This is a genomic window from Mesorhizobium sp. SEMIA396 (genome assembly GCF_024518615.1).
Classification (GTDB): Bacteria; Pseudomonadota; Alphaproteobacteria; order Rhizobiales; family Rhizobiaceae; genus Mesorhizobium.
The window spans coordinates 1-26541 of sequence record NZ_JANIFC010000023.1; the positions used below are offsets into that span (position 1 = coordinate 1).

The 26541-nt window shown below is 62.9% G+C and carries 18 protein-coding genes; 3 read left to right on the plus strand and 15 right to left on the minus strand.

Annotation, left to right across the window (positions count from 1 at the left end; genetic code table 11):
• The coding region (locus NP503_RS32455; RefSeq protein WP_256755062.1) for an Ig-like domain-containing protein at positions 1-4216 on the minus strand (4216 nt) is incomplete at its 3' end.
• 666 nt (positions 4217-4882) lie between these two features.
• Between NP503_RS32455 and NP503_RS32460 the strand changes: the two genes are divergently transcribed.
• Positions 4883-5470 carry a transglutaminase-like cysteine peptidase gene (locus tag NP503_RS32460; RefSeq protein WP_236383472.1) on the plus strand — a complete coding sequence of 196 codons (588 nt, stop codon included), beginning with the start codon at positions 4883-4885 and terminating at the stop codon, positions 5468-5470.
• 59 nt (positions 5471-5529) lie between these two features.
• Here NP503_RS32460 and NP503_RS32465 read toward each other — a convergent pair whose 3' ends face one another.
• From NP503_RS32465 to NP503_RS32515, 11 genes are all read right to left on the minus strand, one after another.
• Positions 5530-6171 (minus strand): ribbon-helix-helix domain-containing protein, encoded by a 642-nt coding sequence (locus NP503_RS32465; protein WP_127271969.1) that lies wholly within the window; start codon positions 6169-6171, stop codon positions 5530-5532.
• Positions 6161-7450, minus strand: coding sequence for an HlyD family type I secretion periplasmic adaptor subunit (locus NP503_RS32470; RefSeq protein ID WP_127271967.1), 1290 nt, complete (start codon positions 7448-7450; stop codon positions 6161-6163). Before NP503_RS32470 ends, NP503_RS32465 begins: the two co-directional genes overlap by 11 nt.
• 42 nt (positions 7451-7492) lie before the next feature.
• Positions 7493-9625, minus strand: coding sequence for a type I secretion system permease/ATPase (locus NP503_RS32475; RefSeq protein ID WP_127271964.1), 2133 nt, complete (start codon positions 9623-9625; stop codon positions 7493-7495).
• Between the two features lie 39 nt (positions 9626-9664).
• On the minus strand, positions 9665-11113 hold the full coding sequence (locus NP503_RS32480; RefSeq protein ID WP_127267769.1) for a TolC family protein: 1449 nt from the start codon (positions 11111-11113) through the stop codon (positions 9665-9667).
• Positions 11114-11535: 422 nt separating this feature from the next.
• Positions 11536-12072: an invasion associated locus B family protein gene (locus tag NP503_RS32485; protein WP_236383471.1), complete on the minus strand. Its 537-nt coding sequence runs from the start codon at positions 12070-12072 to the stop codon at positions 11536-11538.
• Positions 12069-12530: a DUF4189 domain-containing protein gene (locus tag NP503_RS32490; RefSeq protein ID WP_013529842.1), complete on the minus strand. Its 462-nt coding sequence runs from the start codon at positions 12528-12530 to the stop codon at positions 12069-12071. The genes NP503_RS32485 and NP503_RS32490 overlap by 4 nt, the downstream gene beginning before the upstream one ends.
• Before the next feature lie 44 nt (positions 12531-12574).
• The gene (locus NP503_RS32495; RefSeq protein WP_127267771.1) at positions 12575-13243 is read right to left on the minus strand and encodes a hypothetical protein; all 669 of its coding nucleotides are present in this window, start codon (positions 13241-13243) and stop codon (positions 12575-12577) included.
• 13 nt (positions 13244-13256) lie between these two features.
• Positions 13257-13814, minus strand: coding sequence for an invasion associated locus B family protein (locus NP503_RS32500; RefSeq protein WP_127267772.1), 558 nt, complete (start codon positions 13812-13814; stop codon positions 13257-13259).
• Between the two features lie 7 nt (positions 13815-13821).
• On the minus strand, positions 13822-18729 hold the full coding sequence (locus NP503_RS32505; RefSeq protein ID WP_127372040.1) for an S-layer family protein: 4908 nt from the start codon (positions 18727-18729) through the stop codon (positions 13822-13824).
• Between the two features lie 196 nt (positions 18730-18925).
• On the minus strand, positions 18926-19447 hold the full coding sequence (locus NP503_RS32510) for an AraC family transcriptional regulator (protein WP_127271838.1): 522 nt from the start codon (positions 19445-19447) through the stop codon (positions 18926-18928).
• A 655-nt stretch (positions 19448-20102) separates the two neighbouring features.
• Positions 20103-20306 (minus strand): hypothetical protein, encoded by a 204-nt coding sequence (locus NP503_RS32515; protein WP_164749109.1) that lies wholly within the window; start codon positions 20304-20306, stop codon positions 20103-20105.
• Between the two features lie 304 nt (positions 20307-20610).
• Between NP503_RS32515 and NP503_RS32520 the strand changes: the two genes are divergently transcribed.
• Both NP503_RS32520 and NP503_RS32525 read left to right on the plus strand, forming a co-directional pair.
• Positions 20611-22074, plus strand: coding sequence for a phosphatidylserine/phosphatidylglycerophosphate/cardiolipin synthase family protein (locus NP503_RS32520; RefSeq protein ID WP_127271959.1), 1464 nt, complete (start codon positions 20611-20613; stop codon positions 22072-22074).
• A gap of 110 nt (positions 22075-22184) precedes the next feature.
• Positions 22185-23033: an endonuclease/exonuclease/phosphatase family protein gene (locus tag NP503_RS32525; protein WP_127271470.1), complete on the plus strand. Its 849-nt coding sequence runs from the start codon at positions 22185-22187 to the stop codon at positions 23031-23033.
• A 26-nt stretch (positions 23034-23059) separates the two neighbouring features.
• On the opposite strand, the gene NP503_RS32530 is transcribed toward NP503_RS32525, so the two are convergent.
• From NP503_RS32530 to NP503_RS32540, 3 genes are all read right to left on the minus strand, one after another.
• A complete protein-coding gene (locus NP503_RS32530; protein WP_127271956.1) occupies positions 23060-24454 on the minus strand; it encodes a glutamine synthetase family protein in 1395 nt (464 codons plus the stop codon).
• A 97-nt stretch (positions 24455-24551) separates the two neighbouring features.
• Positions 24552-25637 (minus strand): branched-chain amino acid ABC transporter permease, encoded by a 1086-nt coding sequence (locus NP503_RS32535; protein ID WP_127271221.1) that lies wholly within the window; start codon positions 25635-25637, stop codon positions 24552-24554.
• Between the two features lie 2 nt (positions 25638-25639).
• A complete protein-coding gene (locus NP503_RS32540) occupies positions 25640-26539 on the minus strand; it encodes a branched-chain amino acid ABC transporter permease (protein ID WP_127273335.1) in 900 nt (299 codons plus the stop codon).
• Between the last annotated feature and the right edge of the window lie 2 nt (positions 26540-26541).

Consider the following 26541-nt stretch of genomic DNA (forward strand, 5'->3'; position numbering starts at 1 on the left):
TCGCACCAGCGCCGTCGGCGCCATAGCTCGACGTGAAGGCACCGGCGAAGCTCTGCGTGTCGTTGGTCGCGAGGACCGTCTCGTCGACCGTCAGCGAGTTGCTGGCGCCAGGCGCAGAGATCGTCGGCACATCGTCAATGATGTCAACAGAGATGGTCGAGGTCGAGCTGTTGCCGAAGCTGTCGGTCACCGTGTAGGTGAACATGTCTTTGCCGGGCTCCGTCGCGGCGCCGTTGTCGGTAGCAGGCGCCGTCGTGAAGGGCGTGGTTAGCGTGTAGGTATAGTGGCCGTCCTGATCGATCTGCAGCACGCCGTAGGTGCCCTGCACAGTCACCGGGCTGCCGCCGACAGCCGATGACGTGGCCCCGGCGATGTTGGTTACATGCGGGCTGTCCGGATCGCCGAGCGTCAGCGTTCCCGTAACAGTCTCGGCCGTGCTGGACGGGTTCGTGCCCGTCACCGTCCCATGGTCGATGTCGTCACCTGTCGTGCTGGTGTCCAGCGCTGCCTCGTCAACCGTCAGCGTTACCGCAACCGGCTGCGGCGTGCCGCTCGACACGGTGATTGTCAGTGTCGAGGGCGAGGTGTCACCGTCGCCGTCAGTGATGGTGTAGTTGAAGATGTCGACGCCCGACGCGTTCGGGTTGGCGTGATAGCTGTAGCCGCCATTGGCATCGACCGTCAGCACGCCATAGGTGCCTGTCACCGTGCTGCCCGCAACATTCGTCCAGGCAATCGAGGCGATGCCGTCGGCGCCGGCCGTATCGTTGGTCTCGACATTACCCACAACTGTCTGGCCAGACTGCGCCACATCGATATCGGAACTCGCCGTCGGCACGTCGTCGGACACCGTCACATTGACCGTGCCGGTCGCCTGGTCGCCGTCGCTATCGGTGGCAACCACGCCGACTTGGCCCAGATTGACCAAGTCGTCGAGATTGATGCCGGGATGGGCATCGTAGTTGTTGTTCAGCGTCGCCGTCACCGTCGCCACATTGTTGGCAACCGACAGATCGAGCGTCACCACGGTCACGGCGCCGTCCTTGCCGACGACCTGGGTGTCCGACACCCGGGTCCAGGTCAGGTTGGCGCTGTTCAGCCCGCTCAAATCGGTGCCGAAGGCGATCGAGGCGATCGCATCCGAGCCCGGCGTGAAGGTGATCGAGTTCAAGGCGGAGTCCGGACCGGCCGGCGTCGAGCCGTCGCTCAGGTTCTGGTCGTCAAGCGCCAGCGTGATCGGAGCCCCAGCAACCGGGCCTGCGCCGTCGGTGATCGTGAAGGCGATGTTGGCCGTCGACGTGTCGAGGTCGCCGTCCGTCACCGTATAGGTGGCGTTGACCGCAACCGGACCCGAGCTGTTGTCGACCGAGGCATCCGGCGTGAACGCGTAGGACCCGTCCGCCTTCACCTGGATGCTGCCGGCGCCGATGTCGATCGACTGCGAGTAGCCCGTGCCGGCATTGAAGATCAGCGGCGTGCCGTTGACATGCGTCACCGTCGCGCCGTCGGCACCAGCGACGAAGTCCAGTGTTCCCGTCACCGCCGGAGCACCTTCCGCAACCGCCTGCGAGGCTTCGTTCGATGCCGTCGGCACGTCGTCGGACACCGTCACATTGACCGTGCCGGTCGCCTGGTCGCCGTCGCTATCGGTGGCAACCACGCCGACTTGGCCCAGATTGACCAGATCGTCGAGATTGATGCCGGGATGGGCATCGTAGTTGTTGTTCAGCGTCGCCGTCACCGTCGCCACATTGTTGGCAACCGACAGATCCAGCGTCACCACCGTCACCGCGCCGTCCTTGCCGACGACCTGGGTGTCCGACACCCGGGTCCAGGTCAGGTTGGCGCTGTTCAGCCCGCTCAAATCGGTGCCGAAGGCGATCGAGGCGATTGCATCCGAGCCCGGCGTGAAGGTGATCGAGTTCAAGGCGGAGTCCGGACCGGCCGGCGTCGAGCCGTCGCTCAGGTTCTGGTCGTCAAGCGCCAGCGTGATCGGAGCCCCAGCAACCGGGCCTGCGCCGTCGGTGATCGTGAAGGCGATGTTGGCCGTCGACGTGTCGAGGTCGCCGTCCGTCACCGTATAGGTGGCGTTGACCGCAACCGGACCCGAGCTGTTGTCGACCGAGGCATCCGGCGTGAACGCGTAGGACCCGTCCGCCTTCACCTGGATGCTGCCGGCGCCGATGTCGATCGACTGCGAGTAGCCCGTGCCGGGATCGAAGGCCAGCAGCGTGCCGTTGACATGCGTCACCGTCGCGCCGTCAGCGCCAGCAACGAAGTCCAGTGTTCCCGTCACCACCGGAGCACCTTCCGCAACCGCCTGCGAGGCTTCATTCGCTGCCGCCGGCACATCGTCGACTATTTTGACGGAGAGCGTGGCGTTGGCGCTCTGCAGATCCTGGTCGGTCAACGTGACGGTGAAGTTCTCGAACAGGTCGTTGGTGCCCTGGACGGCGGCATGCGCCTCATTGTCGAGCAGCGTATAGATGTAGCTCACCTGGCCGGTAGCGGCATTGTAAGCCGTCACATTGAGCGTGTTGCCAAATGCGGTGGTGAAGGAGCCCGCCGTGAACACGCCATTGGTAATGAAGGCGTTGCCGTCGATCGCCAGTGAGTTGATGCCGTCGGGAGAGGAGACGGTGAAGGTGCCGGCGCCGGTCTCGGCCGTGCTTGCCGGATCGGACCCAGGCCCGCCCGGCGTGCCGATATTCAACGCCGCCTCGTTGACGACGACGTCGCCGCCGATGGCCTCCGGCGTCAGGTCGGTGATCACAGGCGTCGAGTTGCCGATCGAAATCGTCAGCGTGGTGTGCGAGGTGTCGCCGTCGCCGTCCTTGATCGTGTAGGTGAAGACATCGTTGACGCCGCCGGGCGTGCCGGCAGCGCGCACATAGCTGTAGGAGCCGTCCGCCAGCAGTGTCAGCGTGCCGTAGCTGCCCTGGATCGGCGCGTTCAGCGTGGCCGCATTGTCGACATCGGTGTTGGTGTTGCCGGCCTGCACGCCAACCACAGTTGCGCCATCGGCGCCCTTGGTGTCGGCAACCCCGTCCGTCGCGTTGGCGTCGCCGGCATCTGTTCCGCCAACCAGTACATTGCCTGTCGCCGGGCCAAACTGGCCGGCCGCGATGCTGTCGGTATCGGCAACCGCCGTCGGCACGTCATCGACGATGGCGACGGCAAAGGTGGTGCTGGCCGAATCGCCGTCAACGTCCGTGACTGTGATGCTGAAATTGTCCGGAACCGTGTCGTTGGGATCGAATCCGTTCGTCTGATTGGGATGAGCGACTGATTCGGTCACCGTGTAGTTGTATTCGATGGCACCGGTGCTCGGATTGAAGGAGACGATCGTCAGGAAGCCGAAATCGCCCGGGATCTGCTGGCCGACGCCGGTGACGGTGACGCCGTTGATGACGATCGAGCCAATTCCATCCGGCGCGTCGATGCTGATCGTTCCGATGCCGGAGGTCTCGGCGTTGCTTGGCGCGTCGCTGCCGGGAGATTGTGTCTGGCCGCCATTGAGGCCGGTTTCACTGGCCGCTTCGGTCGGGGCAAGCAAGGACGTGGCCGTCACTGAAACCTGCCTGTCGACGATGGACGGGAACAGTTCGCGCCGCTCCAGGAGTCCGAACTGCAAGGCAGTCGGCGGCAGCAGTGCCGACAGGTCGAACCCGTCGCCGATACCGCCGGGGGGAACCGAGAAATCTCCGCCTGCGCTTGAATTCGAACCGCCAGGACCGGCCGACATGGAACCGTCGGCGCCGAAGGCGACATCGACATGGCTGGCTTCCAGCGCTGCCAGCAGCGCAACGCGCGGCACCTCGACGTCGCCGATGATGAAGGTCGGCACGTTGAGGGCGCCGTCCTTGATCACGATCACCGAGCCGTCGGCCTGTTCGAGCAGAAGGTTTTGGCCGTCGACCTTGATGTTGTCGATGGAAGCGTTGGCCGGAAGCCTCACCACATGGCTGGCGTCGGCTACATATTCGGGCGGCGCGGCTGCCGGCGGTGCCTTTGCTTCCGCGGGGGCTTCCGGCTTGGCAGGCGCTCCGCCGCCGACATCGACCGGCACCGGTTCGGACGCTGCCGGCGCGGGCTGCGTCGAATTTGCCTGTGCGACCCGGATCTCCGCCGGTGATGCCTGATCGCCGTGTTCATTGGACACGGAATGCTCGTTCAAGGAAGCCGAAAAGCTGTCCAACTCGATATTGTTCGTCATGGCTGAAACCCCTCCGATATTTACCGGATAGAGACAGCGGCCACTTCTACTTTGCAACTGCCCCCTAATCTATTTCATATATTATGATATGCATTGCCCGGCATTTTTTACACGTGGTAAACCGCAACAATATAACCTGATATATGTAGGTTTCTGGAGACCTCCTTGACGGATAGCTGGCCGGCATTTTTCCGGTAAACCAAAGTATAAATTTGAATAAAATTTTAAGTAAAATGGATAAAGACAGTTGCTGGATATTTATCCACCTTCCTTTCCAATAATTTGAGACAAGATTGGTAGCGTCCACAGTCAAAGGTGGGCGTTATGAAAAAGCAAAAATCAGTTCCGGGAAAAACCCGGCTCCAGATGCTCCTGCTGGCAATCGGGCTTGTCGGCCTGGCGGGGCCGTCATTTGCGAGCGATATAGCCGCACCCGGCTGGCCTCAGGAGAATATTCAAACGCCGCCTTCTCTCGGCGGTGTTTCGCTGACGAGGCCTCAGCCCTGGCAGCCTGCGGGCGCTTACCGGATCGGTCTGGTCACCGGCAGCTATGGCCCAGATGTTGGCCGCGGGGATGGCTCGTCAACGGCGCGAGATGACGCCGGGATAGATCCGCTGCAGACCGCGTCGATCATTCCGGGGGTCTTCGGATCGGTTGCCTTGTCCATGCGCAATTTTCCCGTCGCGGCTCGCTGGGCGCCCGTCTACCGGGCAATCGCCGCCTGTTCGGCAGGCAGCCCCTGCGAGCACAAGAGCGCGGCTTTTGCCGGCATGATCGCCGCCGCACAAGGCAAGGGGTTCAGCGAGAAGCTGTCCTTCGTCAACAGCAGCGTAAATCGCCTGATCGCCTACAGGAAAGACAGCGTCGTCTACGGCAAGCTCGACTATTGGGCGAAGCCTTCGGAGATTCTCGAGCGGCGAGCCGGCGATTGCGAGGATTTTGCCATCCTCAAGATGACAGCCCTGCTGAGGGCCGGCATTCCCACGCAAAGCATGGCGCTTGTCGTCCTCCAGGATCGCAAGAGAGGCTTCTTTCACGCAGTGCTGTCGGTGAGCACAGGCAGCGGCACCTTCATTCTCGACAGCCTCAGCAACACTGTCGTGCGTGACAGCGATCTTCCGGATTACGTTCCGCTCTATTCGTTCAGCACGGACCGGGCCTGGATCCACGGTTCAAGACCGGGCGGAGCCCAGATGGCCGACATCAAGGGCGGTTTCGCAACCGTCGCACCCGGCGAAGGCTTTCAGCCATAGGTTCGCCAGCATTGGCGATGCATGCAGAGCAACTCCGGTAAGTGTAACGGTGAACTGCTCTAGCCGCCGAAGACGAACGCCATCAGCAGCTCCGGCTCGAGCACCGGAGCCCGCACCGCATTCAATTGTCCCCGGTATCGACGGTCGCCCGCGCCGATGACAAAACCGGTGGCCACCGGCGATTCGCCATTGGCATCGAGCCGCGCGAAGATGTCGGCCACATTGAGGTCCAGCGCCAGCTTGAGATCGTGCCGTGCGTCATCGCTTGGGGCGATCGGCAATTGACGTTTGACGAGTTGCTGGAACGGCGCGTTGAACGACAGGATCTTCTTCGACGAAGCCAGGGCAAAGGCCGGAGACGGGCAAGCGACCAGTATGGCGTTGATGGTGTTGATCGATGCAAGCCTTCGCAGGGTCAGGTTTTCGTCTCCCAACCCACGCATGCAGGCCACCCGGATCGCGGATGTCAAATTGCCTGTCTGTGCCTGGCTTTCGGCGATCTCGTCGATGAGCATGCCGATCGTGCACTTCCTGCTTTCGGCCATCTGCTTCAGCGACATCCAGAATGCCCGCTCCAGACGGATGCCGCGCCGGATGCCGCCGCGCGCCACAACCCGAAATTCCAGTCCAAAATCCTCGGCGGCGACTGGAGGCAGCAGCCGCTCGCGACCGGAATGATGAGGGCTGGCGCTACCGCTCACTCATCGCCTCCTCGCGCGCCTTGTTGATCGGCTTCAGGAGGTAGTGCAGGATCGTCTTGCGCCCGGTCTTGATGTCGACCGAGCAGATCATTCCGGGGATGATCGAGTAGGCCTTGCCGTCTCTTTGAAGGGTGGATTTGTCAGTCGCCACACGCACCTGATAGTAGGGTTCCCCCGTTTTCTGATCGACCAGGCTGTCGGCTGTGATGTTCGAGACCTTGCCCTCGATACCGCCGAAGATCGAGAAATCATAGGCGGTGACCTTGATAAGGGCTACCTGGTCGGGACGGATGAACGCGACATCCCGTGGCGAGACCCGAGCCTCCACCAGCAACGTCTCGGAGGTCGGCACGATGCCGGCCACGACGGCGCCAGGCTGGACGAAGGCGCCTACCGTGTTCAGCTCCAGCGTGTTGACGATGCCATCCACGGGAGAACGGATATCGGTGCGCGCGACCTTGTCGGTGGCTCCCCTTATGGTCTCATCCACCACCGAAAGCTCCGCCAGCGCCTGGGTAAGGTCGTCCAACGCCTCCTGCTGCAATTGCAGGCCGAGTTCCTCGACCTGAAGCTGGGCTTCCGTGATCGACGATTTGATCTTCTTTATCGTTTCGCCCGCAAGGTTCAGCTGGCCGTTGAGCTCGGTCTGTTCGCGCTCCACCCGGAGCTGCTCGGTCCTTGCCATCAGGCCTTTCTTGACCATCGCGTCGACCAGTTTTGCCTCCTGGTCGCTGACGACCAGGTTCTTTGTAAGACGATCGGAATTGGCCTGCGCCTCGGCCAGTTCCCTCTCGCGCTGGTCAAGGCGTGACTTGAGCACGGACAGCTTGTTGTCGAAGTTCCCGCGCCGGGCGATGAGCAGCTTCTGCTCATTGTCGCAGATTTGCGGAGCGACCGACTGGATGTCCTGCGGGCACGGAAATGGGCCCGAGAGATTGCCGGCCTGTTCGTATTTCAGCCTTGCTATGCGCACTTCCAGCGCGCGCGCCTTGGCCTGCTGCTCGCCGAGACTGGACGTGTTGAGCGTGTTGTCCAGGCGGATGATGAGATCGTTCTTCTTGACCACCTGGCCAATCGTCACGGCGATTTCCTGAACGACACCGGCTTCACTCGCCTGAATGATCTGGGTCTTGGAAGCGGGTATGACCTTGCCGTCGCCGCGTGCGATCTCATCGACTTCGGCAAAGGACGCCCAGGCGACGAAGACCACGAAGAGCGCTCCGATGATGAATATGGACGCCGACGCAAACAGCGGCGGTCGATCTTCTCTGGCAAGCATTTCCCACGCCCCAACGCATTGGATGCAGCAATATCTGTTTTGTCAGGCGCTTGTTTTCTGCAACGCCTGTATGACTTGGTCCTTCGGTCCGTCGGCAACGATTCTGCCCTGTTCGATAACGATCAGGCGGTCGGCCAGCTCAAGCATGCTGAAGCGATGTGTCGAGACGATCAGCGTGGTGTCGCGGTCGAAGGCGACTTTGAGCTGCTTGATCAACTGGCGTTCCGATGCGAGATCCATCGAGCCCGACGGCTCGTCCAGAAAGACGATTTTCGGTTTGGTCAGCAGCAGGCGTGCGATCGCCACCGTCTGCCTCTGGCCACCGGAAAGATTGGTGCCGCGCTCGCCGACATTCATGTCGTAGCCGCGCGGGTGGCGTGAAACGAAATCGTCGACGCCGGCCGCCTTTGCCGCTTCGATGATCTGTTCGTCGGTAGCCTCGGGGCATGCCATCAGGAGGTTTTCCTTGATGGTGCCCGAGAACAGGTCGCCGGCCTGCGCAACGATGCCGACCGCGGCGCGAACCTCGGACGGGTGATACTGGCGAATGTCGATCCCATCCAGCAGCAGCTCACCGGAAGTCGGCAGGAAGAGCCGGCCGATCAGCCGCCCCATCGTCGTCTTTCCCGATCCTATGCGGCCGATGATGCCGATCCGCTCACCCGGCTTGACCGAGATATTCAGGCCGGTCAGAACTTCGTTTTCCGAGCCTGGATAGACAAACCCGACATTCCTGAACACCATCGCCCCCTTGCGGATGGGGCGGTTGACGAAGCCCACCGTGTCGGGTCGATCTTCCGGCTGAGCCATGATCGAGTTCACCATTCTCAGCGAGAGCATGGCCTGGCGAAACCGGGACAACGTTATGGCAATCTGGCCGAGCGGCGCCACGGCCCTGCTCGCCAGCATCACCGTTCCTATGATTGCTCCTGTCGAAACATGCCCTTCCGAGAAGGCATAGGCGCCGGCCACGACCAGGGCGACGGTCACCAGCTGTTGTATGGACTGGGTGATGTTGCCCGCCGCCGCCGAAAGCTGCTTGATCTTCTCGGACGTGTTGGCGGCGTTCTTGGAGTGCTCTCCCCATTTTCGCAGCAGATACGCCTCGGCGCGCAGCGACTTGATGGTCTCCAGCGTCGAGATGGATTCGACCAGCAGGGCCTGGCGCTGCGACGCTTCGTTCATCGAGGCGGCGACGCGCTTGCCGATGCGGCGCTGGGTGATCAGGCCGACGATGACGGACATCACGAAGGCCAGCGCCGGTATGATCACCAGCCATCCGCCTATCGCATAGATCACAAGGAGAAAGACGAAGACGAATGCCGTGTCGATGAACACGCTTATGGTGTTGGAGGTGAAGAACTCCCTGACGAATTCATATTGCGTGACCCTGTTTGCGTATTCACCGGTCGAGCCGGGGCGCGCCGACAGCGACGAGTTCAGCACTTTCTCGAACAGCAGATAGGATATCCGGAGATCCGCCTTGCGCCCGGCATAGTCGATGAGGGAGGCCCTGGCCGTCTTCAAGAGCAGGTCGAACAGGATGACCGCGCCGATGCCGAGAGCCAGCACCCATAGTGTCGATATTGCCTTGTTCGGCAGGATCCTGTCGTAGACGTTCATGGTGAAGATCGGCGAGGCTATGGCCAGCAGATTGATGAACACCGCCGCCAGGACGACTTTTGAGTAGGTGCGCCAGAAAGCGCCCATCGTCCCCGTAAGCCAATGTCTCCGCTCGATCCTGGCCGCCGAGCCGACCGACATGGTCTCGGCGGCATTGGCATAGGTGATCGAGAAGGAAGCGCCGCCGCTGATGTAGCTGGCGGCCAGTTCCGATCGGCCGATCGTGGTGCGGCCGTCTTCCTGGGGCGCGGTGATATAAGCATCGTCTTCGCCCAGAGCGAGCAGGGCAACCGGCAATTGACTGACGCGAAAGACGATTGCCGGCAGGTCGATACGCCCCCTGAGAAAATCGCGGTGATTGAACTCGGTGACTTCCAGGCCGATGCGTTCGGCAAGGTGCCTGATATCGTCGGCCGCAATTCGCGTGTCCGAGAGCGGCACGCCGGCAAACAGCACGGTCTCCGCGCTCGGCCTGCCGAGATATCCGGCAACGGCCGAGAAGCAGGCCTTGAACGCCTCCTTGGGAGAGAGGATATTGGGTTGCTGGTTCACGATCTGCCCGTCAGGACGCTCGCTGGACCTTGCGTCGTCTTATTTCTTCCTCACCGGGGCGAGGATATCGAATGGCAGGTCGTTCTTCTGCTCCGATGGCGTCCGCGCATAGGTCTCGGTGTCCGCGGTTTCCGGTGTTGCAAACTCGGTGCGAGCATAGGCTGTCGCTTGCTTTGCCGGCTCGAGATTCATCGTTTTCAGCAACTGTCCGGTCGCGGCCAGGAGCCGGTACTGGGCAAACAGCGATGCGTAGGACGCGGTATCCGCCAGCGTTGCCGTGTTGAACCGCGTATTCTGCGCGTCGAGCACGTCGAGCAGCGAGCGCTGTCCAACCTTGAACTGCTCGCGATAGGAAGCGACCAGCTTTTCATTGGCGGCGGCCTGTTGCCTCAGGGTCTTCGCCAGATCGGCTTGCCGGAAACGGCGATCCCATGAGGTGCGAACGGCTTCCTCGATTTCGCGCAAGACCTGATGATAGGCGAGCCGCTGCTCGCTGGCGCGGCGGATCTGCTCCTGTTCATTGGCCTTGTCTATGCCGCCGCGATACAAATTCCAACGCAGCACCAGACGCGCCTGCAGGTCATTGGTGTCCCCGTCGTCGCCGTCAATGTCGGTGCCTGCCCTGGCCCGACCTTCAGCAATGACTTCAGGGCCATATTTCGCCCGGGCCGCATCCACCAGGGAAGCCGCGGCGTCGATATCGCTGGTGGCCATGTGAACGCGCGGATTGTTCTGTCGTGCCAGGCCGATCGCGTCATCCAGTGACCGCGGAAGCGCGGCGGCGACATCACCCGGCCGCGAAGCATTGACCAGCGGCTTGCCGACGGTCTTGAAGAACCGGATCTTGGAGGCTTCCAGCTCTTCGGTCGCCTCCTGCATGCGGGCCTTGGCCGCGAACAGACGCTCCTCGGCCTGTTGGCGGTCGGCCTCGTTCAGCGCCCCGCCTGAGATGCCTTGCCGGATGTCGCCGAGTATCGCCTGATGGAAACCCAGATTCTTCTTGGCTTCGGAAACGATCGAAGCCTGCAGCATGTATTCGAGGTAATCCTGGACAACGGACAGCCCGATGAATTCGGACCGTTCCAGCACCCGGAACGACGCTCCGTCGACGCGCGATGCCTGGCGGTTCAATTCCGCGCGACGAGCTCCGCTGTCGAATAATTTCTGGGTCACCACCAGATTCGCTTCCGCCGGATAGAGCGAATCGTCCTCTATCGACAGCGAGCGTCGGGAGGAATTGTCGAGCCGGCGAACACCAGCCGATCCCTCGACATCGACACTGGGAAGGTAAAGGCCCTTGGCCTGCCGCAACTCAAACTCGATTGCTTCGCGGTTTTCGATCGCCTGTCCAATCTCGGGATTGGATTCCACCGCGACAGCCATCGCCTCCTTGAGCGTAAGCGCATGAGCGCCCCCGCAGGTCAGCATGGTGGCCGCCATCAACAGACCAAGGCGCCTGCCTATGGCCGACATGTTTGTCGTATTCATAATCCCACCCTAACGTTTCCCCAGCGTCCTTTTTCAGAGCGCTAACCAAGCCAAGGCCTGCCCGTCGGTGGATTATCCACAAATTCACGGAATGTGTGAGCGATTATTGATTTAGAGGGCGCTAAATAGCCCTTTTGGGCAACAAGGCTGCGAGATGTAGCAAAAATAGCACATAACTTCGGCTCGCTGCGGTTGTATCCGGACGCCCCATTCAGTGGGAAAGCACAGAAAATCGCAAGCCAGTGGGCCGATATGCCCAGAATCATGGCCGGTTCGGATAGCGGTTGTCGATAATCCAACCGGAGGTTGAACGCTTTTTCAGGCATGCCCCTTGGGTGCCGGGTCCAAAAAATACTCTGTCGCGGCGGCCGGCGTGCGCGTCATGTCGCTCATCACGGCCAAAAGCTGGTCAGCGCGTACCTCTAATTTGCGCTCAACGCCACCATGCGGTCGAGCGCCGCGGTCAGGCCGCGAAGCGACACCGGGAAGCTCAGCGGGGTCTCGGCGTCCGTCGTGACATTGAGCTTCAGCACCGAGCCTCCCCTCAGCTTTGCAAGCGTCGGCCGATCGACGGTAAAGACGGAGACGCAACCCGTCGGGAGGCAGGTCCTGAATCGCTGCGGGGGCAGTGGCGGCTGATCGTCGATCTGCAGCGTCACGCCCGGATCGAGCAGGATGCCGAAGGGCAGCAGCAAGGTAGCCGTCGTCGAGCCGTCCGGGCGTGCCGCGATCTCCACGGCAAGAAGCCTCTGCCCGTTCTGCTGGACCTGGTCTTGCGCGAGCGAGCACACTCTCGCCTTCTCGCGAACCGAACAGGTCACACTCCAGTCCTGATAGACCTCGCGCAGCGATGACGGTCCATCCGGGACAGCCGCCACCTGTTGCTGGGCGAACGCCGGCGACATCAACGAGAATAGAATTGCCCCACATGCGGAGACGGCCTTCGGGCCAGACTTCATGTGCAGACCCACTCGCGGATCTTGCATTTCTCTCCCGTTGCCTCGCAGGCCTGCAAGGCGAGATCCTCCGCTTCCCGACGGGTCTCTGCCGAGTTCACGCCCCAGGGCGTGAAACGGTTCTCCACCTTGTCTGCCACGGCGAGCGCACCGCAATGCTTGTAGGGAAAGCCGGTCTCGTCGTCATCATTCCAATGGCGATGGTTGCGGAAGACGGTGACGACGTTGCAGGCTTTTCCGCCCGCGTTCTCGCAATATTTCTGTGCGATGTCCTTCGCTTCCTGCCGCTTGTCGGCGCCCCAGAAGAAGCCGTATTTGCTATCGGCCTGCGAATAGGCGATGGCCGCCCATATGCCTTTTTCCTCCTGTTGCGGCTCCGAGGGGGCCACAAGGTCGGCTGAGACGACTTGTCCACTCCACAACAAGGTCAAGCCCAAAACTGCCAAAGCCTGCAATCTCATGCTCATGGTCGGCATCCTTTCCTTAACCTCAATCGCTTCGCGTCCTACTTCGCCGCCGAAGCGAGGGAGATCACCACACAGCTTTTGCCCGTCGGCAGGAGAAGCGCTTCACCGGCATTGCCGCCGAGTTCGTAGACCTCGACCTGCCCGAGATGGTCGGTAATCTTGCTGCCCTGCGGCAGGATGGATGCGATGTCGGCGCAAGGGCTGGCGAATGGCGCCACCCGCACCATCGCCCCTTCGCAACCCGTGGCGGTGGGCGATGCGAAGACGATGCCGGCGGCCGGTCCGCTATAGCGTTCCGATGCATAGTCCATGCCGACAAAGGCCTGAATGGCGTGCTTGTCGGCCGCCTGATCGTTCCACAGGGATTTGACGCTGTATTTCGTGCCGTTCGTCAGAATCTGTCCGAGCGCCGGATAGACGGTCGAGCAGGCTTGCACACCGGCCTGCTTGACATGCTCGAGGAAGGGCGTGTCCGGAAGCACGGGGGCCGCCGCAGTTTCTGCAGGTGCGGCCGTCGCGCCGCCGACCAGATTGGCGATCGCGGCATAGTTCCCGGCGGCGAAGCCAAGTCCCGCCACGACCAATCCCAGCAATGAATATCCGGCCACGCGTGGCCAGCGCCGCCTTGGGGGCTCGGCCCGCCTCTGCCGATCCGCCTCGACGGCCGGAGTGCGTTTCGCGGACGTGAACTGGTCCTGCTGGCTCATGGTGATGCCCCGATTATTTGAGTGGTGAAAGGGCCTCTGACAGCCCCTTGAGCGTTGCAGTCACGGTGATCGTCTGGCCGTCGACTGTCGAATAGGAGATCGCCGGTGTCGCATTCTGCGAGATCTGTCGGCGCATGACGGGGCCGACCGGCAACATGCCGACACAGACCATTTCGTTGCAGCCGTTCAGGTGCACGTCGATCGGCTGCTTCTGTCCATCGAACTTCAGCGACACCAGTCCATCGCTCCTGGCATTCGCAGCGGTGCGCAGGATCATGTAAGGCTTGCCGTCCTGTGTGGCGGCAAGCGACCAGCTGAAGGCCATCTTGCCTGATGCGTCCTCGATGATCTGCGAGACGTTGCAGACCTTCTTGCGGGCCTTGAGGTTCTCGTCGCAGATCAGTGTCCAGTTATCGAATGGGCGGATGGTGCGCTGATAGTCGCCGAGCTTCACCTCGGGCGGCACCACCACGTCCGAAGGTTTGATCCTGTAGGTCGACGCAACCTGCCCGGCGGCCGGCACGAGGCCGCCGCAGAGTGCCAGGCAGGTCAGGGCAACAAGTCCTTTCATTCCTGCCTCAGTTCAAGGTGAAGCTGATGCCGGCGCCGACACCGACATGCCCACCCGCGGCCGTGCCCGACAGATTGCCCCGGATGCGGCCGTCTTCGCTGGTGTAGCCCGCACCGAAGGCGAACGCGCCTGCGTCCCGCCACAAGCCACCGCCCGCCGCCACGCTCAGCTTTCCGGGCCGGTCGTCATAGCGCAGCGAGGCGGCCGCAAGGCCTATTGCGGCCGCCTGCCGCGCCTCGTCGCGGATGCCGCTGATGTCCGAATTGAGCTGGCTGAGCTTCTGGTCGGTATAGTCGTTGGCCTGTTGCAAGGTCGTGACCGCCACCTTGTCGGTGTAGTCGTTGGACGTATCGATAGCGTAGGCTACGCGGTTGTCCGTATAGCTCTTGCCCGCGGTCAGGCCCTGGTTCATCTGGTCGACGTTGACCGCATCGGTCCCTTTGACGCCGGGGCCGACATTGGAGATGACGACCGGCGCGTTGACGTCGCCGCCCTGCAACGTGATGGTGTTCGACTTGACGCCGCCCGGGGCGTCATAGGTCACCGCGTTCTCGGTAAGGTTTCCGACGCCGGCTTTCAGATCCTCGATCGCCGTATTGGTGGCGTAGAGCTGCGAGCCGTTGATCGCATCGGTGCTGTCGGAAGACACGCGGCCGGCAGCGACATTGGTGATCGTCCGCTCGGCGCCGGCGTCGCCGACGCTGACGGTTCCGGTTGGAGTCGTTCCGGCATAAGTGTAGGTCTTGCCGTTGATGACGGTGCTGGAGGTCCCGACGGCGGTCTGCGTCACCGAACCGGAACCGAGCGCCACATCGTTGGCATTGTTGGCCTGCGCGCCCTGGCCGAGCGCGACGGCGCCTTGCCCAGCGGCCGTCGAGCCATGTCCCGCGGCCAGGCTGTCGGTGCCGCTCGCCACGCTCTCCGGTCCGATCGCAACGGCGTTGGTGCCGCCGGCGATGCTGTCGGCCAGCGTCGAGTTGGCGTGGAAATACTTGATGCCGCCGCCATTGCTGATGCTGGTCAGCGCATTGTCGACGGCCGTGAAGCCGTCATAGACGGTGGAATAATTGTTGCCCTGGATGTTGTAGGTCGGGCCGGTGATCGAGCCGTCGGGATTGACGGTCGTGCCGCCGCCGAACAGGTTGCTGACGTTTTGCGTCACGCCGCGCAACTGCGAAACGTTGACGCCGTCGGTGTCGGCAGAGCCCGCCGCGACATTGGTGAGCTTGCGTTCGGCACCGGCAGAGCCGATCGACACCTCGCCGACCGACGTTTGCGGACCGGCGAGCGCAAAGGCCGTGTAGCCTGCCTGCGCGCCGACCGTGGTGATGGACTGCGCACCGAGCGCCACGCTGTTGATGAAGGTGCTCTGGGCGCCGGCGCCGAGCGCCACCGACTGGATGCCGGACGCCAGCGAATTGGTGCCGAGCGCCAGCCCATCGGCCAGCATCACATGGGCGCCCTGGCCGATCGCTGTGCCGCCGGGTGCTGTCTGGTCGACAATGGCGCCATTGCCGATGCCGATGCCGTTGTCGCCGTTGACGACCGTGGTCGGACCGACCGCGACCGACTCTGCCCCGACCGCCAGCGAGTCGACCGCCGCCGAATTGGCATGGAAATACTTGGTCGAGGTGACCGATACGGCAGCTATGGCGCCGGCGAGTTGGCGCACCGTCACCGCGTCCTGGTCCTGGGTGCCGTCGGCCACATTGGTGATCTGCCGGTACGAGGTGGCATCGCCCACCGAAACGGCGCCGAGCAGCGTCTTGTCGGTTGTGTTGTACTGGATGAAGTTGGATGGGCCGGCGGGCAATTGCCCGGTAGTCGGAGCGATCGCACGATCGGAAACCGAACCCGAACCGAGCGCCACGCCGCCGTCGATGCTGGCATTGCTGTCGCGGCCGAGCGCCAGCGCGCTGTCGCCGGTCGCGGTCGCCTGGTAGCCGACGGCGGTGGAGCCGACCCCTTGTGCGAAGGAATCGGTTTGCGCCAGCCCGGCCTCGTTGGTGCGGGCGTAGCGGATGCCCTCGCCATTGGCGTCGGTATAGGCGGTCGAGGTATCGCCGGCGATGTTGTTGATCGTGTTGCCGAGATCGGTCACGGAACCGCCAATGGTGCTGAGCGTGGTGCCGATGGCGTCGACGGCCTGGTTGGTGGCGGCGAGCTGCGAGCCGTTGATGGCGTCGGTCGACGTCGAACTGATCCGCCCCGCGGCGACATTGGTGATGGTGCGTTCCGCACCGACCGCGCCGACGCTGACCGTCGAAGTCGGAGTGGTACCCTGGAAAGCGTAGGTCGTGCCGTTGATCACGGTGCTCGGCGTGCCGACGGCGACGTCGGTGACACTGCCCGAGCCGAGCGCCACGTCGCCTGCGTTGCCAGCGGTCGAGTTTGCACCCAGCGCGAGCGCATTCGCGGCGCTGGCATTCGCTTGCATGCCGAGAGCGGTCGCCTGGAGGCCGGTAGCAAAGGCGTTCTGGCCGATCGCGGTGCTGGAGGTCGCCGTGGCGTTGGCATTCGCGCCGATGGCGGTGCTGTATTGGCCAGAGGCGTTGGAAATGTATCCCATCGCCGTTGCGTCGAGCGCCGATGCGACGGCGCCGCTGCCGAAGGCCGACGCATTGGCGTCGGATGCACTCGAATTGACACCGGCCGCGATGGCGTTCGTCCCCGTTGCGGTCGCGACGGGTCCGATCGCAACGGAGTCCGTGCCCGTCGCCGAGGAGTCCGCCGCCGTCGAGTTGGCATGGAAATACTTGATGCCGCCGCCGACATTGATGTTGTTGACGACGGCGCCGATGGCATCGACGGCCTGGTTGGTGGCGGCGAGCTGCGAGCCGTTGATGGCGTCGGTCGACGTCGAACTGATCCGACCCGCGGCGACATTGGTGATGGTGCGTTCCGCGCCGGGCGCGCCGATGCTGACCGTCGAGGTCGGGTTGGTGCCCTGGAAGGCATAGGTCGTGCCATTGACCACCCCACTGGCCGTTCCGACCGCCGTGGTGGTCACCGAGCCCGAGCCGAGCGCCACGTCGCCGGAGCTTGCCGCCGCCGTCGCGCCATCGCCAAATGCGATATTCCCGGCGAGGCCGGCGGCACCTGCCGTGGAGCCGTTGCCCAACGCCACTGAGCCTTGGCCGATCGCCTTGTTGTTGTTGCCGATGGCGACGGCACCGTTGGCCGCGTTGGCCGCGGTGGCGGTCGCCGTGCCGTCGCTGTTGGCGATGTTGTTTGCGCCGCCGGTGAAGGCGCCGGTGCCGCTGGCGAAGCTCGGATCGCCGATGGCAACCGCGCCGTCTCCATAAGCGACGTTGCCCGCACCGATGGCGACAGCCTTGCCCCCGCTTGCGTTTGCGTTGGTGCCGATGGCGACGGCGTCGACGGAGTTCGCAGTGGCCTGGAGACCGACCGCGATGGCGTTGGCTGCGGACGCCGTCACGTCCGTGCCGATGCCGATGGCGCTCTGTGCGCTGGCGCCTGCTCCAAAGGTGCGCGAGCCGACATAGATGGCGTTCAACCCGGACGCGCTCGCCGAAACGCCGACAGCGACGGCATTGGTGCCGCTGGATGCGGCGCCGATGCCAAGCGCTGTGCTGGCAATCCCGCTGGCGTTGGCGCTGACGCCGGCGGCGAGGGAATTGTCTCCCGTCGCATTCGCTCCAGACCCGAATGAGGAGGCGTTTGTGCCGCTGGCAACGGCCGTGTTGCCAACCGCTGTGCTGGCGGCGCTGCTCGCATTTGCGGTCGTGCCGATGGCGATGGAATCGTTGCCCACGGCGGTGGCCAAACGGCCGCCGGCGAACCCACGGTCGCCGCTGGCAGTGGCGTTCCCGAGGGCTGTGGAATTCGCTCCCGAAGCAACGGAGAAGGTGCCGAGGGCGGCGGAGCCGGCTCCCGTGGCCTGGGTGCTGGCGCCGATCGCGACCGCGTTGGTGTTGGTTGCGGCCGCACCGGCCCCCAGCGCCATCGAGGCCGCGCTCGAGGCCGCCGCGTTCTTGCCTAAAGCCACCGCGTTTCCTGCAGATGAAACGGATTGGCGTCCTATCGCAATGCTGTCGACCTGAGATGCCCTGACGTCCGTGCCGATGGCGATGGCGCTCTCTTCAAGGGCGCCCATTCCCGCAACAGTTCGGTTGCCAAGATTGACGGCGTTGATCGCCGTTGCGGTCGCCTGGAAGCCGATGGCGATGGCATTCTGGTTGCTTGCGACGGCGCTATTGCCTTGGGCAAGCGAATCCAGCCCGGACGCTGTTGCACCAAACCCGAGCGCGGTGGCGCGCAGTCCGGTCGCCCGGGTAACATAGCCGATCGCCGTCGAGTTCGTTCCGTCCGCACGCGCGTTCAGGCCAAAGGCGGCCGCGCCTGCGGCTGCAACCGAGTTGACGCCAATGGAGCTTGCTCCATCCGCAGTAGCTTGGGCGTTCCCGCCTAACGCGAGGGCGTTGACGCCGGTTGCCTTCGCAAAGACACCTATGCCTATGGAGTTGAGGCCATTGACACTCATCGAATAGCCGATGGCGATCGAAGCATCGCCCGTTGCGCTGTTGGAGGTGCCCAATGCCACGCTGTTCGCGCCATTCGCCTGGGTGCCGTTACCGATGGCGACGGCGTTGCCGGCTGTCGCGGTTCCGCCGCCGGCCTGATATTGCGCCTGAGCCGGCGTCGCAGCCATGCCGATCGCGAAGGCGCCCAGCATCGCGGCCGCCGCCCCCGACATCCCGCCGACGCCCAAAGTTCCCAGCCCCAGGCGCTTGCGCCCCATGCCGAGCGCACGATGCGCCATCCGTAGCACAGCCATCAGGCGGCGGCGAACCGAGCGGGAACTGACATCGGCCCCCGCGATCCAGTGCCCGGCGAAATGCGCCGCGCGACGCTGAACAAGAAGCGAGCCGTTCGAAATCTGGTTGTCGGTCATGGTTCCCTCTCCGCTGGCCGGCACGAAATGTCTGACAATTCCGTTCCACCGCAGGAAGACATGATTCCTGCCCGCGGTATTTCACGAAATTGCTGCCTTGTGAGAAAAGATCGGAGCAAACCTGCAGAGGTTAACGGCTTGTTACCTTAGCCAATGCTTTAAAACCAAGAAATAAAGCAACGACCTAAGCGCCACCTCATCTAACCTTGGCGTTAAGCTTGCCCACCCGCAGCTGCAGCGGCGTCACCTGGCGGTATTTCTTCATCACGGTGGTAAAATGGCTCTGGCTTGAAAATCCGCAGGAATGCGCGATGTCGGCGATCGTCATGCGGCTGTCGGCAAGCAGTCTTTCAGCCAAATCCAGCCGCAGCTCGAGGACATACTGGTGCGGCGGCACCCCGAACGTCCTCGAGAAAGCCCGCATGAAGTGGTACGGCGAAAGCTCGCAAACAGCGGCCATTTCGGCAAGCGCCAGCTTGCGGGTAAAGTTCTTGTCCAGAAATTCCTGCACGCGGCGTGTGCTGCGGACCGAAAGCCCGCCTTTCGCGTTGAGCGTCGGCCGTCGCAGATTGGTTCCGGAAGCCGGTCCGGGGAAACCATCATCACCCGGCATTTTTCGGCCTCCTGACACGTCCCAGATGAGGTTCAACCGGAGGCCTTCCTCCTCGTTCCCCCGAAAAACAATTCGTGATTGATCGAAGCCGGCCGGCATCGCCATTCATCGGATCGTTCCGGCCGGACGGCGAACGATGAATGTCTGCGAGACGGGATCGCGGACGGAGGGTATGACACTCCCCCGCGCGGTGGCCCTCCTGGGCCCGGCGCTTTCAGGAATTATGTCCAGGACAAATCGAGCTGTCCGTTCTCGATTGACGCCCCGGGAAACGCCGCTTTCCCGAGCATCGTCCGTATTTTTCATTGCCTGGCCTCAGCCGCTTGTCCGCCGCCTGAAATCCCCCTTAGCCCGACCCGGATCCAACGTAACGCACATGGCGCGGAGTGTGAATAACATCCGTACGCAAAGAAAAAATTTTGTTCGGGATAAGAAGACGGACCAGTCAACAAGGCAAGGACTGGACCATTTCGGAACCTTCGCCGGCGCATAGGCTGACGGAGCATCAAACGAAAAACCCGCCTGTTCGGCGGGTCACTGGCGCAAATCAGCACCATGCACAAATTTATACCTTAGCTGAGGTCACCGAGTCAAGAAAAAATTCCTATCGTGAAAGCTGCCAGCGCAAAAGTGCCAACACCGAGCCCGCTGCCGCGAGGCCTCTGGTTGGCCTGAGTTCGGAGCCCTGCTTCAGGTCTGGGTAATTCGACCAATTCAGCAGCCCTTCAAGGCAATGTAGAGCTACCCGATCGGCTGCCGGTCATTGCAGATCGTCGCGACGATTCTCGTACAAATCCCATGTAAGTTCCACAAACCCCAGAAGAACGTCCTCCTCGCTCCACCCGGCAGCGACCGCTGCCTGAACGATCTCACGGACGAGAGGCAGCAATTGGCGTTGGCATTCTGCCGACGTGTCGGCAACTGCGTCATCGCCGGGAGGTCCATCGAAGTTGAATTTCATCATTCAGCGCCCCCCTCGCCATCAATCAAAGTGTTTATATAACTAAATTCATTCCTCCTGATATACAATAGAGGTGGTACCAAAGCATAAGAGGCTTCGGTGGGCCTGGGAAGAACAGGACGATGCCAGGCTTTATGCTTCCCCTGGGTCAGGTTTGTCCTTCTGACAGGATCTATCGGGGTGCTTCAACCCATCGATCTCTGCGGCCGGTCGAACTCTTCAGCCAGGGCCGCATGCCACCATCCACCGAATGCACGGCACGAGCGGCTGCATTGCCTTCTGCAACCGCTCGCTGGATAGTCTCGGCATGTTGGCGACCCTGGCGACTCACTGGCCGCAAATTCTGGCGATCATCTCCGTGGTGATGGCGACGGTCGGCATCGTCCATGCCGTCATGACCAAGGAAGATGTCCGCGCCGCCACCGGCTGGGTCGGCGTGATGGTGCTGTCCCCGATCCTCGGCGTGCTGATCTATGCCGTCGCCGGCATCAACCGCATTCGCCGCGCCACGATCACCGCCCAGCGCCCGTTTGCCGATGGCGCGATGTCCGCCAAGCACGAGCGCGACGTCGCTGTCGAAGAGGCCCTGATCGTCGAGCGCTACGGGCAACGATTCACGGGCTTGCGGACATTGGGCGACAGGGTGGCGCGGCGCGCGCTCAATCCTGGAAATGCAATCGATGTGCTGGAGACCGGCGACGAGGCCTATGCCGCCATGTGCGCGGCCATCGATGGTGCCGAGCGCAGCGTCCTGCTCGAGACCTATATTTTCGACAATGACGCCGTCGGCCTGCTCTTCGTCCAGGCGCTTGCCGGCGCCGTCCACCGCGGCGTCACCGTCCGCGTGCTGATCGATGCCGTCGGCGCCCGCTACTCGGTGCCGAGCATCCTGGGGCATTTGCGCGAGGCCAACATCCCCGCCGATGTCTTCAACGGCAACATCGTCATGGGCCTGCGCCTGCCCTACGCCAATCTGAGGACCCACCGGAAGATCCTGGTGGTCGACGGCATCGCCGCCTTCACCGGGGGCATGAACATCCGAAAAGGCTTCTCCGCCGAATTCGCCGGCTCCAACAGCGCCAGGGACACGCATTTCCGGGTGACCGGTCCGATCGTCGCCGACCTCTTTTCGGTCGCCGCCGAGGACTGGCGCTTCGCCACCAACGAGGCGCTGAAAGGCGACGCCTGGCGCATCGCCCCGCTGGCGCCGTCGCCAGGCGCACCGATGATGGTGCGGGCGGTCGCTTCCGGCCCGGATGCCAGCAACGAGACCAACCACAAGCTGCTGATCGGTGCATTCTCGGTCGCCCGCAAGTCTATACGCGTGATGTCGCCCTATTTCCTGCCGGATCGGGAACTGATCAGCGCGCTGATCACCGCCGGCAGGCGCGGGGTCGAAATCGACATCGTGGTGCCGGCGGTGAACAATCTTTTCCTCGTCGACCGCGCGATGATGGCGCAGTTCGATCAGGTGCTCAAACACTATTGCCGTGTCTGGCGCACCGAGGGACCGTTCGACCATTCGAAGCTGCTTTCGATCGACGGCGTGTGGGCCTATGTCGGCTCTTCCAATCTAGACGCCCGATCGCTGCGGCTGAATTTCGAGATCGACCTGGAGGTGCTCGATGCCGGCTTTGCCAGCGAGATCGAGGCGCGGATCGGGTCGGCGATCGCCTCCGCCGTGCCGGTGACGCTGGAAGCTTTGCGAGCCCGGCCGTTTCTTATCAGGCTGTTCGACCGGGTATTGTGGCTCGGTTCACCCTATCTCTAAGGCGGAGGTGCGCTTGAGGAACTCGTCCGTCATGGAACATACGCGGAAATTGCCTATTTTCACTGTATCCGGCTTCTGAATTGATGCCAGCGAGGACGAGCAGCACAGAGATGCACAGAATTGGACGCAGCCTCCCGGCAAGCATGCTTCTGTCCCTTCGTGACCGCCGGATGCAGAAAGCGAATGCCGCCGCACTCAAGACGACAGCCACCACCGGCACGCTGGTTGCCTCCTACAATGTCCACAAATGCATCGGCGTCGACAGGAAATTCGACCCGGAACGGACCATCCGCGTCATCCGCGAAATCGATCCGGATCTCATCGCGCTGCAGGAAGCCGACAATCGCTTCGGCGACCGTAATGGGCTTCTCGACCTGCCCCGGCTCGAACGGGAAACCGGCCTGGTTCCGGTGCCGATTTCGGCCACAGGCAAGGGCCATGGCTGGCATGGCAACGTCTTGCTGTTCAAGAAGGGCGTCGTTCGCGACGTGCACCAGATCAAGCTTCCGGGACTGGAGCCGCGCGGCGCGGTGGTGGCGGAGATCGACCTCGATGGAAGCCAGACGCTGCGCATCATCGCCGCCCATCTCGGCCTGCTGCGCCGCTCGCGCTCCCAGCAGGCGCGCGTCGTGCTCGACCTGATGAACAGCCCGGACGAAAGACCGACCTTGCTGCTCGGCGACCTCAACGAATGGCGGCTTGGCAACCGCTCCGCTCTCAACACGCTGCATGCAACGTTCGGCCCGCAGCCGCCGGCGGTCCCCACCTTCCCGTCGAACCTGCCGCTGCTGGCGCTCGACCGGATCATGGCCAACAGGCACGGCATGATTGCCGCCATTAACGCGCATGACACGCCGCTTTCGCGCGTTGCCTCCGACCACCTGCCGCTGACGGCCTTCGTACGCCTGGAGCGTATCTCCGATAACGCCTTGATTTCTCCGGTGTCGCAAAGCGTGTAGATTTACGCTGGAACGCCCTGGCATGATCAGCTGACGAAATAGCGCTGCCACTCGAAGTCGGTGATGTGCGACGCCTGCCAGGCGTCGAATGCCGCCTGCTCGGCTCGCCGGCTCTCGGCATAATTGTCGCGAAAGGCCTCACCAAACGCATCCGCGCAGAAATCCGATGCGGCGAAGGCCTCGATCGAAGAATTGAGCGTACGCGGCAGTTTCGGCTTGTCGAGATTGGCCAGGTTCGACGTCACCGGCGCTTCGAGCGGCAGATCTTTCTCGATGCCCTCGCAGCCAGCCGCCAGGATCGCGGCGATCGACAGATAGGGATTGATGTCGGCGCCCGGCGCGCGATGCTCCAGCCGGCAGGCGCCGTCATTCGGCGTGGTGATGGCGCGGACGGGTGCTGTGCGGTTCTCGAAACCCCACGCGACGTCCTCCGGCGACCAGGCGCCACGATCGAAGCGGCGGTAGGAATTGACCGTCGGCCGAAACAACAGATGTGTTTCCTGCATCCGGTGGAGCACGCCGGCAAGGAACTTTTCCGCAACCGGCGTCAGCCGGTTCGGGCCGGCGGCGAAGGCCGGCTTGCCGTCGCGCCACAGGCTGACATGGTGATGCGCGCCGCAGGCGCTTTCCTTGCCCGGCGGCTGGAAGCGCGTCATGAAGGTGGCGACCAGGCCACGCTCGGCGCACAGCTCGCGCAGATGCAGCTTGGCACGCATGGCGTCGTCGGCTGCCTGCAGTGCCGATTTCGGTGTCAGCGCATATTCATACATTCCGTAGCCATATTCGGTGACCAGCGAGGCCACCCCGATGCCGATGCTCTTCATGCGGGTGATGAATTCGGCGGCAAAATCCTGATATTCGCCGCTGCGCACCAGATCATAGTTGATCAGCGAATGGCCCCAGGGCTTCAGCTCGCGGTAGCGCCCGGCGCGCATCAGATCGTGGTCGGCATGGAAGATGCCGAACTCGTATTCGAGCGCGATCATCGGCTCGTAGCCGAGCGCCCTGGCGCGTTCTTCGACGCGGGCCAGCACGCCGCGCGGATCGAACGGACAGACCGCGCCGTCGAGCATGTAGGAGCTGGTGATGGCGGAGGCGAATTTCGGCTTCCAGCCGTGCTGGACGACCGTCGCCGGATCGATGATCCCCTTGATATTTGGAAAGCCGTTGTCCTCATTGGCGCTCGGCGAGGCGAAGGCAACATCACCCATCGGTTGGCCGTCGCCATGGGTAACGCAATAGAGGATGGCGTTGATGGATTCGCCATAGGTAGAGAGCTTCAGCGGTGCGATCTTGGAGCGGAACGCCCCTGATGTGTCGACCGTATGGATCTCGATGAATTCGACGCCGTCGGCCGCCAGCTTGCTCTGCAGCGCTTCGAGCCTGGGCTTGTAGGCCGCGGCCTTGTCCTCAAATTCCACTTCAAACCTCCACCAGGAAAACTCGGAGCAATTCCAGGAAAAGTGTGAAACGGTTTTCCGTCCGGAATTGCGTTAGAAGAAACGGACAGACGCTACGCTATTTCGCGTTGCGCCTGAAAAATCGCGACAACAATTCGTCGAGCTCATAACGGCCGCTGATGCCGCTTGGCCGGAAGGCCATGCAAAGCACGATGACGACGCCGAGCGCCACACCCGACAGCCCGAGCAGCTGCGGCAGCTGGAGGCCGGCGATCGTCACGCCGGATTCGATGCTGCGGATGAATTCCAGCCCGACCGAAAGCACGATCACGCCGGTCACCGCGCCGGTCACCGTCGCCATGCCGCCCAGGATCAGCATCGCCAGCGTGTTGAAGATCATCTGGAAGTAGAAAAGCTTGGGACTGATCGTGCCGGCAAAATAGGCGTAGAGCACACCGGCGAGGCCGCAGATCAGCGCCGACAGCACCCACGACATCAGCCGCAGGCGTCGGGCGTCGATGCCGAGTGCTGCGGCGGCCTGCGGGCTCTGGGCGCTGGCGCGGAGCTGCAGGCCCCAGCGGCTGTCCTTGAACAGCCGCGCCAGCACGATCACCACCACCGAGAACACCATCATCCAGGGCAAGCCGACCACCTTCGGGATGCCGAAGAAGGCCTGGTTGCCTTTGAACAGATTGGTCCAGTTGAGAAACACCGAATGGACGATGATCAGCAGCGCCAGGCTGACGATGGTCGCGGCGACACCCGACAGGCGGCTGATCACCTTTCCGCTGACGGCGGCGACGATGCCGACCATGATGAGCGCGATGAGCGCCGACGACACCGGATCGAGCTGCAATGTGGCGAAGCCGAACGGCGCATGGGGGATCGACAGTTTCTTCATGGCCAGTGGCGTCGACAGGATGGCGACGCCATAGGCGCCGAGGCCGACAAAGGCACTGTGGCCGAGATTGGCGATGTTGCTGTTGCCCATGAACACCTGAAGGCCGACGACGACGATCAGGTTCACGAAGGCGCCGAGCGCCAGATAGGTGTAGTAGGTCGGCGCGAAATTCAGGATCAGCAGCCCGACCACCAGCACCGGCACCGACGTTACCAGCCCACCGATCAGCGAGCGCGTCAGCGCAGCGCGGGATTGTGCGACAGCAGTAGACGGAGATGCGGTCTCTTCGATTGCCTGCGACAACGTCAAATCTCCTTGTCGCCGAGTTCGACCCGCTGGCCGAGCAGGCCTTCTGGCCGGTAGACAAGCAGCGCGACGATGATCCCGTAGGTGAGCGCGTCCTTGAAGCCTCCATACTCCTGCGGCAACGCAACCAGCAGGCCGACCTCGATGAAGCCGAGCAGCATGCCGCCGGCCGCAGCGCCCGCCAGCGAGCCGAAGCCGCCGATCACGCAGGCGACGAACGCCTTCAGCACCAGGCTGAAGCCGAGATCGGGCGAGACGCTGCCGCGCCGCGCGATGATGAAGACGGCGGCGATGCCGGCCAGTGCGCCGGAGACGGCGAAGGCCGTGGCGATCACCCGGTTCGCCTTGATACCCATCAGCCGCACCGTGGCGAAATCGCGCGACGCCGCGCGGATGGCGAGGCCGAGCGTCGAACGGTTGAGGAACAGCACCAAGGCGAGAATGGTCAGGCCCGAGACGATAAGCTCCATCACCTGCAGCGACGACACCGCAAAGGGGCCGAAGAACCACATCTGGTTCAGCCCGTTGAGGATCGAGACCGACTGCGGCTTTGGCGAGATCAGCAGCATGAACAGGTTCTGCACGACGATCGAGACGCCGAAGGCGGTCAGCAGCCCGGTCGTCGTCGGCGCATAGCGCACCGGCCGGAACGCCACCCGCTCGAAGGCGATGGCCGCAAGTGCGGCGGCAGCGACAGCAAGCAGCACCGCGACGATAGGCGAAGTCAGTCCGAGCGCCGCCGCCAGGAACACGCTGTAGGCGGAGACGCCGATGATCTCCCCATGCGCGAAATTGACCAGGCCCATGATCGAGAACACCACCGCGAGGCCGAGCGCGACCAGCGAATATTCCGCACCGAAAGCCAGCGCATTGAGAAGCTGCTGCAAGGCATAATCCATGT

Excerpts from the sequence above, each read along its gene's own strand:
- NP503_RS32460 (WP_236383472.1), top strand. The coding sequence starts at position 4,883 with ATGCGCAATTTTCCCGTCGCGGCTCGCTGGGCGCCCGTCTACCGGGCA.
- NP503_RS32470 (WP_127271967.1), bottom strand. The coding sequence starts at position 7,450 with ATGCTTGCCAGAGAAGATCGACCGCCGCTGTTTGCGTCGGCGTCCATA.
- NP503_RS32480 (WP_127267769.1), bottom strand. The coding sequence starts at position 11,113 with ATGAATACGACAAACATGTCGGCCATAGGCAGGCGCCTTGGTCTGTTG.
- NP503_RS32485 (WP_236383471.1), bottom strand. The coding sequence starts at position 12,072 with ATGAAGTCTGGCCCGAAGGCCGTCTCCGCATGTGGGGCAATTCTATTC.
- NP503_RS32490 (WP_013529842.1), bottom strand. The coding sequence starts at position 12,530 with ATGAGATTGCAGGCTTTGGCAGTTTTGGGCTTGACCTTGTTGTGGAGT.
- NP503_RS32495 (WP_127267771.1), bottom strand. The coding sequence starts at position 13,243 with ATGAGCCAGCAGGACCAGTTCACGTCCGCGAAACGCACTCCGGCCGTC.
- NP503_RS32500 (WP_127267772.1), bottom strand. The coding sequence starts at position 13,814 with ATGAAAGGACTTGTTGCCCTGACCTGCCTGGCACTCTGCGGCGGCCTC.
- NP503_RS32505 (WP_127372040.1), bottom strand. The coding sequence starts at position 18,729 with ATGACCGACAACCAGATTTCGAACGGCTCGCTTCTTGTTCAGCGTCGC.
- NP503_RS32510 (WP_127271838.1), bottom strand. The coding sequence starts at position 19,447 with ATGGCGATGCCGGCCGGCTTCGATCAATCACGAATTGTTTTTCGGGGG.
- NP503_RS32515 (WP_164749109.1), bottom strand. The coding sequence starts at position 20,306 with ATGATGAAATTCAACTTCGATGGACCTCCCGGCGATGACGCAGTTGCC.
- NP503_RS32520 (WP_127271959.1), top strand. The coding sequence starts at position 20,611 with ATGTTGGCGACCCTGGCGACTCACTGGCCGCAAATTCTGGCGATCATC.
- NP503_RS32525 (WP_127271470.1), top strand. The coding sequence starts at position 22,185 with ATGCACAGAATTGGACGCAGCCTCCCGGCAAGCATGCTTCTGTCCCTT.
- NP503_RS32540 (WP_127273335.1), bottom strand. The coding sequence starts at position 26,539 with ATGGATTATGCCTTGCAGCAGCTTCTCAATGCGCTGGCTTTCGGTGCG.